The organism is Fodinibius sediminis, assembly GCF_900182555.1.
In the GTDB taxonomy this organism is placed as follows: Bacteria; Bacteroidota; Rhodothermia; order Balneolales; family Balneolaceae; genus Fodinibius; species Fodinibius sediminis.
Genome location: NZ_FXTH01000001.1, coordinates 460,250 through 471,493 on the forward strand (window position 1 = coordinate 460,250; position 11,244 = coordinate 471,493).

Below are 11,244 nucleotides of genomic sequence, written 5' to 3' on the forward strand. Positions count from 1 at the left end.
ACCTACCAGAGCTCTCCTCCTTATTTATGTAATCGAATACATCAATAATTAAGCACTACATATTCAAAAAAGCAAATTTTTACCGGAAAAAATATTTTTTATGTATTCGTTTACACAAAACAGAAAAATTATTGATGCTATTTTTTTCTCTTAGAATACCCCCCACAGGATTTTCTTACTATAAGCTCGGGATTTAAAACTATGTCTGAAGCATTTCGAGTTGGATTAGAAATTCTCTTCAATAGTAAATCAGCTGCAGATATTCCGAGTTCATAGCCCGGTTGCCTCACTGCAGTCAAGGGAGGATTCAATGAGGTAGACCAAGGCATATCATCAAAACCGATAAGTGCAATATCCTCAGGTATTTTAATTCCCCGTGAATTAAGTTCTTCCAAACAACCAAGGGTCATCAAATTATTTGTAGAAAATATTGCCGTTGGTCTCTGTTTAAGACTGAGGAGTTCCTTAGTACTCTGCCTCCCTCCTTCTTCTTTCGAATCTGATGGAAAAATCAATTCATCTTCTAGGGGCAATCCGTATGCTTCTAATGCCTCCTTATAACCTTCAAATCGTTCTTCCGTTGTAGATAATTTTTTGAGTCCTTTAATTACTGCAATCCTTCGATGTCCAAGTTTTATAAGACGTTCAATCGCACGAAAAGAACCCGATTTATTATTAACTGTAACACTATCTACGCGGATATCATTGTTACTAAATTTTCTATCTACAAAAACAACAGGGCAACCATTGTTTATAATTTTTTTTACTAATTTAAAATTATAGGGAGTTGGTACAAGTATAACACCAGAGACCTGCTCATCCACAACTGTTTCCAAGTAAAATTTCTCTTTTTCTTTATCCTCATTAGAATTACAAACCATTACTGCGTTTTTATTCTTATAGGCAATCTCCTCAACGCCCCGGGCAATCTCTGAAAAAAAAGGGTTTTCCATATCAGTTATTATAAGACCTATTATCATAGAGTTTTTGCGCTTTCCCCTTAACCGTTGAGCAACTCTGCTTGGCCTATAATTTAATTCTTCTGCCGCTTTAAGTACCCTTTTTAATGTATCTTCATTTACTTTAGGAGATCTATTAAATACTCGAGATACTGTGGCCGTAGAAACATTTGCCATCTTAGCAACATCCTTAGCAGTTGGATTATTAGAATTTTTCATATAAATATATTTACATTATTATGCATTATTTCACTTAAATACTAACGAATATAACCAAATTTAATTTTAATCTTCATAGACTGTGTATTTATAAAGGAGAAGATTAATGTATTTCTATGTACTCATCTAACCGTACGACCAGCTTGCTCAGTCACTTGTTTCCCTCTTGAGCTAATACAGCCGACACAATTCAGTGTCATTTAGTTGCAAACTTCTTCTTCCAATTATACTACTGATTGGATTCTTCCGGCAAATGACACCAACTTTTAGCTATTGCTTATTGAGGATTGAGATAAGTTGTGATTCTTTACTTTTAACTAAGTGAATTATTGGGAGGGTGTCACTTGAAACAAGGGAATATTTGGGCGGCCTGACATAATTTGGATTTTTAAGACAAATCAATTTTAAGCACATTGTAGCAAAGGGTCTTATGAAGCAAACGACTTATAGAGAGTCCTCTGTGAGCCTTTGCAGCAAGACGTTATATAAGTTTTTATTTCGATGATTAAAACAAAATTCAGTTCTTCCAAATAGCAATAAAATTTATGTCTTGCCCCCATTAAACTTGGTCAACCGTCGTTTGGCAAAACTCCAAAAAGATTCAATACTATTAATATGCCGGCTACCACGAGCAAAAGCTTATCAAGCTATTGTGGATATTACATCTAATCTCTATTCAGATTCGGCAACCAGTTTGGGCGGCTCCCCCTTTTTTCCCTGTAGAACATCGCGTGCTTTGTTCCAGGCTCGATTTATACGCCGTTGCTCTGCCGCGGCCCATAATTTTCGCATCGTTTCGCTTCCGCTTCTGGATATCTTTACTGGCCTGTACGCTTCATTGTTGGCGTCATATTCAAACCGGCCATTAAACCACCTAAATGAGACCGTTCGATACGGGTCCTTTGGTTTCCTTAACTTACTCAAAGTCACACGCCTATCATCAGAAGGAAACAAGTAAAATAACCGAATACTATATTTAAATAATGGGATAGGATCGGGGATCCCTTCTTTATTAAAATAATGTTCCTTGTACTTTTCAAAACCTGGAGCTTGATGTTTAACCAACATCAGTAATGCCTTTCCAGCATTAACCGTAGTTATATCATCAATTGCCCATTCAACTTCACGATTCATAGTATGTACTCCTGTTTAATTTGATTGCTCATGATACCTATTGGTTATTTCCGTTAGGCGTTCCTCGTTCATTTCTTCTAAGGCATAGCTAATGCAGTGTTCAATGAACTCCCGCTGGCTAATGCGCTTCCACCAAGCCAGGGCTTTAATGGTCTCCACGTACTCCTGGTCCAGCCGGACCGAAAAAGGATGAAGCGTAGTTGATGCATTCTTTGTAGTAGATGTAGCACCAGTATTATTTGTATTGCATGTATTGGAGCCTGCTGTATCCTCACCAGATCCATCTGGTCCGGAAATCAGTTCCTCTATATTAAATTCATCATCGGCCATAACGCTCCTCCACTTCTTTGGATAGGTTTAGGTAATCGATAGCTCCATGGGATTTAGGATCGTACTCAAAAATCGTTTGCCCCTGGGAAGTAGCATTGCTAAGCCGCGCATTGGTCCGGATGATCGTTTGGAATACTTTATCCGGAAATTTTTCTGTGATAGCTTTTCGGATGGCCTTATGCTGATTTTTGCGACCATCGTAATTGGCCAGTAAATAACCGGACAAGTTCAGCTGGGGATTTATGCGCTCTTTAATCAAGTCCGCTTTTTCCGATATGCGCATGAGGCCCTCCAGGGCGAAATACTCTGGCTTAATGACTACCAACATATCGGTGGCTGCCACCAAGGCATTCATCGTCAGAAATCCCAAATTGGGCGGGCAATCGATGATGATATACTCATATCTCTACCCGAGCTCGACCAGTCGCTCTGAAAGCAGAGTCTCTTTGACCGGCACGCCACTGAGTTTCTGCTCTGCGTAGGCCAGCGGCTCCCCGGCTGGAAGCACGTCCATCCCGGCGAAGCCGTCGCGGGCAATCAACACCTCCGAGATATCCAGCTCCGACTCATAATAGAGATTGTCCAGGGTCTTCCGCAGACGCTTGCGGTCAATTCCCAAATGCGAGGTCGCATTGGCCTGGGGGTCCGAGTCGATCAGGAGCACAGATTTCCCCAGCCGCTGCAAACCGGCCGCAAGGTTTACGGCGGTCGTAGTCTTGGCTACCCCACCCTTTTGATTGGTAATGGCAATACACCTCATATCAGTATTATTTGTATTAAAGGTATGGTGATGCACTACAGTATGACATGTAGTGCAAGTAATTACGACCCCACAAATCGTAGGATGTAATTCCAATAGGAAGCACAAACTAATACCGCTGTAAATCCGCCTATAAAGGAAGCCAAAAGACAAGCCCCAAAGAATTTCCAACTCCGGCCCCGTTTAAACCGTTTGACCTCCTGCAGAGTTTTGTATTCAATGCTACTCAACTTACTTCCCACCCTGTCGACTTTTCCATTGTAGATCTTCATTTGATTGATGGCATCTTTAATGACCCTGTGATTCTTGGACATAATCAGATTGGTCGTCGTCTTCCATTCATCAAGCTGCTCCATGACATCCTGGACCATTTGCTGACGGAATTCTTCATGGTTTTGCTTTTTCTGTTCTCTAAGACGTTGCTTCATACTGTTAGCCATATTAGTATCCTCTTCCTCTGGTTTGTTCGTGTTCGTTAATCTGATTGATAATTGTTTTTCCCATCATACTTACCGCTTTAAATGCCGGGTTTGATGGGCTGCTTATTGCTAGGAATGTCTTTAGGGTCTTATGGACCTTTCGGGCCGTACTTAATGCCTTTAGCGTTTTATGAAGTCTCTTCTTCATTCTGGCCGATTCTTGGCTATTACCCATACGGTATGCTCGCTCAAATTGGGCAAAGTCTCGTTGGATACCCGACAGGCCTACCTGGTGCTGCATTTCTTCTAAAGATCGGAACGTACCAAATCGCTGCTCTAACCGGCCCATACTAAAGTCCCGATGCACCTTGGATAGGTTCGTATATTCATATCCGTCGGTTACCTTGCCACCCGCACCCCGGCTTCCCCGTTGGATGGTTAACCCTTTTTCCGCTAACCGCAGGTGCAGCTCTTCCCAGCTTTGAGCTTCCCGAAAATCCTGCTCAGCGTGCTCCCGGATGAGCATATACAACGGCATCTCTCCTCGCTTGACCTGGGTTGCTTCAAAGCGATTGAGACTTTGGCCATAATCGGGCTTCTGATGGCCCTCGAGCTGGCAGTGATGTCCTGGGACCTCTTTCCAGCCATTGGCCCGCTCCAGGGCACGCAGGCTTTTCTCCAGCTTTTTATAATCCATTCTTCGGTTCCATGCCACGCCTTTCACCGGATGCACCCGGTTGGCCATGACATGCAGATGCTTATAGTCATGATCGTTGTGAGCCACAATAAGGGCCTGGTGTTCTTGAAGTCCCAAATCTTCGAGGGTTTGAGTAGCCGCTGCCAACATCTCTTCGCGGCTGGGGTTATCAGACTCATCCCAGGAGATCGAGTAATGATAGATCGGTTGATCAGTCCGGCTCAGTTTTGCTACCTGCCGCATTTGAGTTTGCACGAATTCCCGGTCGGTACTGGCCAAGTTCTGCGCTTCCTTCCAGGCGACCCGATCCTCCTCGTTTTCAAGGTACCTCAACGTGTTAGCGATGCTGGTGGAAGATCCTACTTTGGCAATCATAACTGATTCAGAATGTTTATAATTTGTTGGTTAATGTTATCAAGCTGCTGCCGGGCCGGAAGCTGGCCTTGTTGATTGGCCACCTTGGCCAGTTGATTTACATTGACGCCAATCTTATTCGCCTGGTAGCGGAGCTTTCGGATCTCTACGGGATCCTCTTCAATTTCATATTCCAGCAAGACCGCGCGGGCAAAGGAGGAGAAGCTAATACCGATGGTATCAGCCATGTCCACCAGCTCCAGTTTTTCCTCTTTGGTCACATAGAGTTTCATCAGCTGGTCCAGCTTTTGATCCGGATCTTTGGTGCTGCTTCCGTTGTCTGTCATGATGACTATTGAGTGTTTAGGTTTTCATTTAGAGCATCGCAGATGCGAATAATCCCCTACCTTTGGCCGATTCGCCTCGCGAATTTGGGCCCAAAGGTACTTGCTTGCCCCACTTTTCTCACCTCCTGTAGGCCTGCTAACTCCAATAGGTCCTATTCTGCCTTTCCTCGTACACGCCATGCTTACAATCGGGGCGCGGATCCAGGGAGGAGTTCCCCGGAGAGCTCCATGGATGCAAGCGGACGGATTGGATATATTGCCAAAGGAGGAAAGGCTACTCATACATACGCCACTTGGGTTGACTTTTCGAGTCTTCGGCATTGGGATCTATTTCAAACCGTTTATCCGTTCCCTGTTGCTCGAGCTCACATTTCTTGCGGTAGGTAATAAGCTTATAAGGTCGACGATTCATATCATTTTTTATCGTCTGAGGATACTCAAAAAAGCTCTTGGGATTATCTCGTAAATGGGGGTAATCTTCCTTGTAGAACTTCGCTTGGCTCCGGTACTTGATAGCTTGTAAAAGGTCAGTAGTTGCAAAGTCTTCGATAGCCTTGGCAATAGCCTCCAATAGTTGTTGGTCAGAAACATCTACTACTACTTCAAATGTATCATTCCATGCCTGAATCACTTTTTCCATTTCTTTAGAAATGCCCACATTTGTTTCTTTAGTAGTAGTTCTTTTTTTGTTAATTCTTTTATTAGTACTATCAGTTTTAGTACTATCTTTATTAGTATGGTTTGGGTTTTCCAATTTCGGGTTTTCCAATTTCGGGTTTCCCGACTTCGGGTTTTCCGATCTCGGTGATACATCATTCATAGTTGGGTTTTCAAAGACAAGGTATGTCCATCCTTTAAAGTGGCCTCGATCATTACGTCTTTTTTCTTTGTAGATGTAGTTCTTATGCTCTAATTCTTTTAGTCCAGCTGTAAGCTTCCCCGAAAGTTGACCGTTTGAAAGTAGATAAAATTCACTACTTTTAGCTATGAAAAAATCACGATTCAGCGAATCCCAAATCATCTCTATCCTCAACAAACAGGAGCAGGGACTGAAAGTCCGAGATATTTGTCGCGAGCACGGTATCAGCGACGCCACCTTCTACAACTGGAAAGCCAAATATGGCGGACTTAGTGTGAGCGAGTTGGCCCGAATCAAGGAGCTTGAAGCCGAAAATTCCAGACTGAAGCGCATGTACGCGGACCTGAGCTTGGTCCATCATGCGCTCAAAGATGCCGTAGAAAAAAAGCTGTAAGCTCTGGCCGCAAGCGGGAAATGGTCACTTATATGCATCAGCAGCATAAGGTGAGCATCCGTCAGAGCTGCAAAGCCGTTGGTATTCCCCGCAGCACGTATAGTTACAAGAAAAAACCGAAGGATGATCAGCCGATTATCGACGGGTTGCTCAAACTAACCGAAACCCACCCGGCCATTGGTTTCTGGCAATGTCATCACCGCCTGCGGGCGATGGGCCGCCCCTGGAACCATAAGCGCGTGTATCGGGTCTATACAGCTTTACGGCTAAATATTCGGCGCCGAGCCAAGAAGCGGTTGCCAGCTCGTGCCAAACAGCAGCTGTTCCAGCCCGAAGGATCCAATGAGGTGTGGAGCCTTGATTTTATGCATGACAGCCTCTGGGATGGACGCACGTTTCGCATGTTGAATGTGATCGATGACTACAACCGGCAAGTGCTTTGAATCGAAACGGATACCTCGCTGCCGGCCCCACGGGTGATACGGGCGGGGGAAAACCTGAAAGAATCCCGTGGGCTCCCGGAGATGATTCGGGTAGATAACGGCCCGGAGTTTATCTCCCGCAAACTAGACCTTTGGTGCAAAGACAATAATCTTACCTTGGCCTTTATACAGCCAGGCAAACCAACGCAAAATGCCTACATCGAACGGCTTAATGGCAGTATTCGCTCGGAGCTGCTCAACGCTTATATATTCAAAACCCTGAGCGAAGTGCGAGAGAAAACCCAGCAATGGAAATATGATTATAACCACAATCGACCCCACAAATCGCTGGGGTACAAAACACCGGTAGAACTACTACCTTAACTGAAATCCTCTACTTTTGAATGGTCCGAAAAATGGGGAAGCTTACAGTATTTACAAAATCAACTCGGCCATCGTGATAATCGATCTCTACGACTTGGCGGGCATGGGTTTGGTTGTACCGGCGGGCGTAGGCAATAGCTTCGTTGCTGGAGGAGGGCTCAAGGATTTCAAATAGCGTCTGTCCGTGAATGTCTTTGAAGGTCGTCATTATCACTGCAGTTAATTTCGGTTCAACCGTAGTGTGCAATGAATACCTGCTTATAGCAAGTTTTGGTGCCTTTTCCTCATAAAAAAAGGCCACCCAGTATCAGCCAAGTGACCCTAAATAAATGATCCTTTCATTGTGACTGAAATCATAGTGTTTTAAGAAGAAGCATAATGCCAATGACACTAAAAACTAACAGAACATTGAAATTCTCTATCAATAATAAGCAATCTACAACAGTTTTTCTTTCAATCCTAGCTTTTTTTACGCAATTACAAAAAACAATCATGAAATCTTGGAACTTCTTGTAGTAAATACCATTAGAGATGTCGGGTATATGTTAAATAATTGTATGGCATAATTTATAATATCGCTTTTTCGTTATAGGGAAAGCACAAAAAATAGAACATCAGATGCTGGTCATCGGAGTGCAATAATGGATAAACGACTAAAAGAATACTACAAAACAAAAAAATACCGCGGCTTCTATAAAGTCGGGGAACATAGGCATAGGTGGACAGGTACCACCCACCTTACATTCTCTGATGGATCAAAACAAGTCCATGCAGTGGGACTATTCAGAGAAGGTGCTTTAGAAAAGGCCTTTAATAAAATTGACAAATTCCACAATACTCAGAATGGAGACAAGAGTACTCTGAAAGGAGATAAGAATTTTATTCTTGCTTAAAAGGGAGGGTAAAATATGACTACATTCATTCTGTAAAGTATTCCCCTACAAATTTTTGCAAGAAACTATTACACTACCCCCACACTTTCTTTTTAACATTAAACACTTCATCACTGAAAAAAATAGTGGTCATTAGAGAGCCCCTACACTTTTCAAGATGCAGGGGCTTATTCATCAAGAGAGACGCTTTAAGAGAGAGACGTCTTAAATAAGGTGGTACAAATTTGGTAAATTATTCTATACTTTAAAAGTATTTTTTACACTTTTTCGGAAAAATTCCTCCCCAGCTCCCATCTATCTACATTGTCGTCAATTTCTACTTCAATTGGCATCCACTTAGATATACCCCTTAAAAGCCCTTCCATCTGTTTGTGATATTTGGCACTCACATAAATTGTGGGATACCTTTTATTATTTAGGCGGTATTCCTCAATTGCTTTCATCAATTCTCTGTCCAAACAATCCCCTATTATTTATATGCGAAACTAAAGACTTGCTATATACGAATAATGATACTCCTTTGGAGGAATTTTCTTGCAGAATATTTTTATCCTATCCCCCTGGAAGAAACAGTTGATGGTTCTGGGTAGCATCACAGAGGGCCTCCCCGTCATTGGTAACCACCTACCCTAAAAGAAGCTTTTTAATCCGCGCCTGGTTAGAATAACTATTTATCTCCCAAGTGAATTAATCAATCATCCACATTTAAATCTTTCTGAAGAATCAGTATTCCTTAAAAAAATAGCTTCCAATCAAATATCTTGTCTGCTTCTCATTTATTAGTTAACCTTTCATTTTTAAAAAATTCCAACACGTTGGTGCCAGCTGCTTATGTGATAGGTCGTTAGGCATTTGAATAAGTGCTACATCAGTTAGTAATGACCATTATTATATCATAGAATTATGGTAAAACCGCGAAAAACTCAACGTTTAAAAACCAGACTCTGGAAACACCATCTGGCCTTGGGTATCGGCAGTTTATTGGCCGTTTACCTGGTGAACAGCATGATCCAAAGCGATTATGCTATGTACCGCTGGAGTATGGCCTCCGGTTATGTCGGACTTGCCCTTTTGGTCATAACATTGATTCTTGGCCCTGCTAAATTGTTATCCGGTAAAAGATATCCGAGATCCAATGACCTCCGTCGTGATTTCGGTATCTGGAGCGCTATTATTGGCCTGATTCATGTGGTCGTGGGCATTCAGGTGCATATGGGAAATCCCTGGCTCTATTTTTTCCTCAAGGATCCGTTCCCCCAGCAACTCGTGCTCCGGGGAGATCTATTTGGATTTGCCAATTATACCGGGCTCGTGGCAGCACTGATACTGTTGTTTTTGTTATTACTCTCCAATGATCTATCCATGAAAAAACTGGGAGGCAAACGATGGAAAAACCTGCAACGGTGGAGTTATGGTATTTTCTTATTCGTAATAGCTCACAGCATTGCTTACCAGGTTATTGAAGAACGAAAAATGCTGTATCTCATAATCTTTTCCCTCCTGGCACTTATAACAGTTACTTTACAGTTAGTCGGTTTTTTCAAGTGGCGAAGTACGAATTAAAACTACCGTTAAAGCAAAAATAGAATTTAATACCTGTTTTTCGGTATTGAATTGTCAGCTTCCCCATTTTGGGACCATTCAAAAGTAGTTGTTTTCACCTGCGAAGGCCCTGTAGTAATATTCGCGACAATGATATCACAGAAAGTTCTATTTGGGAAGAAACGGTCATTCAGTACTATAAAAGTGGATAGAAAAAGGCAGTGCTGAATACATGAAAGAATGTGAAAACACAATATCTACATGAGGCTATCATACCAAAGAGATACAGGATTAGCTCGCAGAATTCCCGCGAATCGGTGTCAGCCCCGATATGAACTTTACTCAACCTGTTTTTGAATTATATATCGATACGAAGAACCCTAAAAAAATTTAACGGCAACCAATCATATTATGGCTAAGATCAATCTGGAAGGCAACATACCTAATACGAACAAAGAGCATATTACTTACTCCGTAGAAGGGGCAGAAGATATGACCATTGAAGAATTAGTAGAAAGTATCCGTAGTAAAATTCAACCTATCCATAAAAAAAGCTCAACAAGAAAAAATACAAAATGAAAGATAATGTCTTCCAACATTCCCTAACCTTTTACAAAAGTACGAAGGTATAATTAGCCTAACTATTGAAGACCATTGGCAGGAGAAGAAATGAAAACTCCAACAAAATCTCGCTGAACTGACCGATGATGATCTGCGATTTACCCAAGGAGAGGAAGAGAAATTCATTGGTCGAATTCAAAAGAGGTTGGAAGTGCCAAAAAGAGATTGCAATAAAAATAATTCGCTATTCCTGATTTATAATTGACTACAGTCACTCATTAACTACAAAGAGGTAATCACTATGGATAAGTTAAATATCAAAGGCAACTGGCATGAAAAGAAAGGAAAGCTCAAACAACAATTTGCTGAGCTAACTGATGATGATCTTCAATACCAGGAAGGTCAAGAAGAGGAGCTTATCGGTCGTATTCAACAACGACTGGGTACTACAAAAGAAAAGGCAAAAAATATTATAAATAATGCCTGACATCTAACCTATAATTTCCAAAAGCTAAGAGACCCTACAATGGAAAATAAAAACTTGTTTAAGAATTGGCCAGAAAGAAGAAAACGACTAAAACGAGAATACCCTGATCTGACAGAAGAAGACCTGGCTTATGTAGCCGGTCAAGAAGATGAACTATTTGGTCGCCTGAAACAACGGTTGGGAACTTCCCGAGAGGAAACACGGAATATACTCCGCAAAATTTAATGTTAACTGTTAGATAGATTAGAGAGCAGACGACAGTATTATCTTCCTGCTGCACGATTACTGAGCAGGAAGTGCAGGCCAGGGTCCGAGAGTGTATATCCAAGTCTAGGTTGGTAACATAACACTTACTGACCTAGGCAAACAATGGCTACTTCAATTTACATGAAGTAGTCACGATGAAATCTGACAGTTTAGTTAGATTAGAGTATCCAACAACCTAATCACTAAACGCAGACTCACCATGACTACGCAAGACAA

14 protein-coding genes and 3 pseudogenes are annotated in these 11,244 nt (G+C 41.9%); 6 read left to right on the forward strand and 11 right to left on the reverse strand.

Features of this window, described 5'->3' with window-relative positions; genetic code table 11:
• Positions 1-137: 137 nt before the first annotated feature.
• The 9 genes and pseudogenes from FN808_RS01990 to FN808_RS02035 form a co-directional block, all read right to left on the reverse strand.
• Positions 138-1,178, reverse strand: coding sequence for a LacI family DNA-binding transcriptional regulator (locus tag FN808_RS01990; protein ID WP_142712856.1), 1,041 nt, complete (start codon positions 1,176-1,178; stop codon positions 138-140).
• 444 nt (positions 1,179-1,622) lie between these two features.
• Positions 1,623-1,814, reverse strand: a pseudogene (locus FN808_RS19200) (IS1595 family transposase); the annotation flags it as partial.
• A gap of 36 nt (positions 1,815-1,850) precedes the next feature.
• Entirely contained in the window at positions 1,851-2,312 is a 462-nt protein-coding gene (locus FN808_RS02000; protein WP_142712857.1) for a hypothetical protein, read from the reverse strand.
• A gap of 15 nt (positions 2,313-2,327) precedes the next feature.
• A complete protein-coding gene (locus FN808_RS02005) occupies positions 2,328-2,642 on the reverse strand; it encodes a ribbon-helix-helix domain-containing protein (RefSeq protein ID WP_142712858.1) in 315 nt (104 codons plus the stop codon).
• Positions 2,632-3,402 (reverse strand): annotated as a pseudogene (locus FN808_RS19205) (ParA family protein). Before FN808_RS19205 ends, FN808_RS02005 begins: the two are co-directional and overlap by 11 nt.
• A gap of 62 nt (positions 3,403-3,464) precedes the next feature.
• Entirely contained in the window at positions 3,465-3,830 is a 366-nt protein-coding gene (locus FN808_RS02020) for a hypothetical protein (protein WP_142712861.1), read from the reverse strand.
• Positions 3,831-3,843: 13 nt separating this feature from the next.
• Entirely contained in the window at positions 3,844-4,893 is a 1,050-nt protein-coding gene (locus FN808_RS02025) for a relaxase/mobilization nuclease domain-containing protein (RefSeq protein ID WP_142712862.1), read from the reverse strand.
• Positions 4,890-5,219 carry a plasmid mobilization protein gene (locus tag FN808_RS02030; protein WP_142712863.1) on the reverse strand — a complete coding sequence of 110 codons (330 nt, stop codon included), beginning with the start codon at positions 5,217-5,219 and terminating at the stop codon, positions 4,890-4,892. Before FN808_RS02030 ends, FN808_RS02025 begins: the two co-directional genes overlap by 4 nt.
• Positions 5,220-5,493: 274 nt before the next feature.
• Positions 5,494-6,240, reverse strand: coding sequence for a hypothetical protein (locus FN808_RS02035; RefSeq protein ID WP_142712864.1), 747 nt, complete (start codon positions 6,238-6,240; stop codon positions 5,494-5,496).
• Between FN808_RS02035 and FN808_RS02040 the strand changes: the two are divergent.
• Positions 6,206-7,278: pseudogene (locus tag FN808_RS02040) on the forward strand (IS3 family transposase). The gene FN808_RS02035 and the pseudogene FN808_RS02040 sit on opposite strands and share 35 nt — an antisense overlap.
• A gap of 10 nt (positions 7,279-7,288) precedes the next feature.
• Here the strand turns inward: FN808_RS02040 and FN808_RS02045 are convergent.
• Entirely contained in the window at positions 7,289-7,486 is a 198-nt protein-coding gene (locus tag FN808_RS02045; protein ID WP_142712865.1) for a hypothetical protein, read from the reverse strand.
• A gap of 433 nt (positions 7,487-7,919) precedes the next feature.
• Here FN808_RS02045 and FN808_RS02050 point away from each other — a divergent pair, with 433 nt between their 5' ends.
• Positions 7,920-8,171 carry a hypothetical protein gene (locus FN808_RS02050; protein ID WP_142712866.1) on the forward strand — a complete coding sequence of 84 codons (252 nt, stop codon included), beginning with the start codon at positions 7,920-7,922 and terminating at the stop codon, positions 8,169-8,171.
• 257 nt (positions 8,172-8,428) lie between these two features.
• On the opposite strand, the gene FN808_RS02055 is transcribed toward FN808_RS02050, so the two are convergent.
• Positions 8,429-8,614: a hypothetical protein gene (locus tag FN808_RS02055; protein ID WP_142712867.1), complete on the reverse strand. Its 186-nt coding sequence runs from the start codon at positions 8,612-8,614 to the stop codon at positions 8,429-8,431.
• Positions 8,615-9,197: 583 nt separating this feature from the next.
• On the opposite strand from FN808_RS02055, the gene FN808_RS02060 reads away from it, so the two are divergent.
• The 4 genes from FN808_RS02060 to FN808_RS02075 all read left to right on the forward strand — a co-directional run bounded on the left by FN808_RS02060 (position 9,198) and on the right by FN808_RS02075 (position 10,986).
• A complete protein-coding gene (locus tag FN808_RS02060) occupies positions 9,198-9,734 on the forward strand; it encodes a ferric reductase-like transmembrane domain-containing protein (RefSeq protein WP_185958196.1) in 537 nt (178 codons plus the stop codon).
• 390 nt (positions 9,735-10,124) lie between these two features.
• A complete protein-coding gene (locus FN808_RS18810) occupies positions 10,125-10,292 on the forward strand; it encodes a hypothetical protein (RefSeq protein WP_185958197.1) in 168 nt (55 codons plus the stop codon).
• 283 nt (positions 10,293-10,575) lie between these two features.
• Complete coding sequence (locus FN808_RS02070) at positions 10,576-10,761, forward strand: CsbD family protein (RefSeq protein WP_142712869.1); 186 nt, start codon at positions 10,576-10,578, stop codon at positions 10,759-10,761.
• Between the two features lie 39 nt (positions 10,762-10,800).
• Positions 10,801-10,986 (forward strand): CsbD family protein, encoded by a 186-nt coding sequence (locus tag FN808_RS02075; RefSeq protein ID WP_142712870.1) that lies wholly within the window; start codon positions 10,801-10,803, stop codon positions 10,984-10,986.
• The last annotated feature ends 258 nt before the right edge of the window (positions 10,987-11,244 follow it).